This window comes from Yeguia hominis, assembly GCF_014384705.1.
In the GTDB taxonomy this organism is placed as follows: Bacteria; Bacillota; Clostridia; order Oscillospirales; family Acutalibacteraceae; genus Yeguia; species Yeguia hominis.
This window is the reverse complement of sequence record NZ_JACRSN010000048.1, coordinates 1-1,616: the sequence shown is the minus strand read 5'-3', so window position 1 is coordinate 1,616 and position 1,616 is coordinate 1. Positions and strand designations below refer to the sequence as shown.

The 1,616-nt window shown below is 49.8% G+C and carries 2 protein-coding genes, 1 tRNA gene and 1 pseudogene; 2 read left to right on the top strand and 2 right to left on the bottom strand.

Going from position 1 to position 1,616, the window contains the following annotated elements:
- The coding region (locus IAG03_RS13995) for a transposase (protein WP_249320732.1) at positions 1-308 on the top strand (308 nt) is incomplete at its 5' end.
- Positions 309-314: 6 nt separating this feature from the next.
- Here IAG03_RS13995 and IAG03_RS13990 read toward each other — a convergent pair.
- On the bottom strand, positions 315-623 hold the full coding sequence (locus IAG03_RS13990; RefSeq protein ID WP_249320731.1) for a class I SAM-dependent methyltransferase: 309 nt from the start codon (positions 621-623) through the stop codon (positions 315-317).
- A 459-nt stretch (positions 624-1,082) separates the two neighbouring features.
- Positions 1,083-1,169, bottom strand: a tRNA-Leu gene (locus tag IAG03_RS13985).
- A gap of 184 nt (positions 1,170-1,353) precedes the next feature.
- Between IAG03_RS13985 and IAG03_RS13980 the strand changes: the two are divergent.
- Positions 1,354-1,616, top strand: a pseudogene (locus IAG03_RS13980) (IS481 family transposase); the annotation flags it as partial.

The window sequence follows — 1,616 nt, the reverse complement described above, 5'->3', positions numbered from 1 at the left end:
AGTTAAAAACAATGAAGCTGAAGGAAGCCGCCAAGAAGGTTGAGGACGGCATCGAGGAGACGCTGACCTGCTGTGATTTTCCCAGCGAGCACTGGACGCGTATCCGCACCAGCAATGCGATCGAGCGGCTGAACCGTGAGATCCGCCGCAGGACGCGTGCGGCGGGAACGTTCCCCGATGGGAACTCTGCGCTGATGCTGGTCTGTGCAAGGCTGTGTCATGTGGCGGGAACGCAGTGGGGCAACAAGAAGTACATGAATATGAAGTATCTGGAGGCGGCTTTGAACGACGTCCCTATTGCCGGCTGACTTCATTCAGCCGGAGTCTGCAAACCTTTTTGCGCATAAATCTTGACCGTACCGCCCAAGCTCCTGCGTGCTCTTTTTGGCATCGGCAATGTAGACCTCTGTGATGTCCACCCCGACAACCTCATAGCCTCGTTTTGCAAACTCCAGCGCATGCCGGCCATATCCGCATGCCAAATCCAAAATCCGCTCGGTTCCCTTTAATTGGCACAAATCAATCAAATAATCCACCTCATAGGATGTATTCTCAACCCAGGACATGTTCTTGATATCGAGTGCCCAAATCTTTTTATACCAATCTGAAGCTTTTGCTTTCATCTTTAATGTCTCCGCTGCTTGAAATCGGTTTTTTGCGACAGTTTGCCCGGAGATGCAGCGCTCATAATCGCCGTAAAACGGGCAGTTGCCTGTCAAATTACTTGCACGTCTTTTCTTTCGTACACAATACACTGGTTGAAAATTTTTCGACTCCGCATAAGGTTTCCTACATGCATCACAGTTTCTATACCGTTCATACGGGTTCTTTGTTACTGGGGCAATCCGGATTCGTCTTCTTTTTTCCTTCGGCCGATTCCAGTTTAGCAGGTTCGGCAAAATTCGGACATGGTTTGCATGATTGTCTGCAAAACAGAAAGAGCGCGGTGATCCTTCCGTATCAAAACGACCGTGCTTTCTGGAATGCGTTGACAAAATCGTGATGCATATGAAAATGCTGGAAAAAACAAAACCGCTCCCCACAATCGTGAGGAGCGAGATTTGCATGCAGACGCAGCCTGCTGGTGCCGCTGACCGGACTTGAACCGGTACGTTGTCGCCAACGAGGGATTTTAAGTCCCTTGTGTCTGCCGATTCCACCACAGCGGCATATTAGTATTACTATAGCATACCTTTTAGGAAAATGCAACTGATATTCCGCAAAAGCGCCGGGAAAAGGTGTTGGACTACAATACATCTTGGACAATTGAATAAAAAAGGTATGAGAGATAGGGTCTCATGAGTTAAAGTTAAGTCATCACACAAACTTTACCGGAAGGAGACCATATCCCTCATGAAAAAGAGTATAACACAAGACATGGCATATCGGCAATCCCTAATGAAGTACGCAGAGAAATACGGCGTCAGCCGCGCCAGTCGGAAGTACAACAAGAGCCGGTCGTACATCTACTTCTGGAAGCAGCGCTGGGACGGAAGTGTGGCGTCCCTGGCCTGCCAGTCTAGGCGGCCGTACAGTCATCCGAATCAGCACACGGAGGCCGAACGGAAGCTCATCCGCGACATGCGCCGCAGGAACCCGACCCTGGGCATGATCGA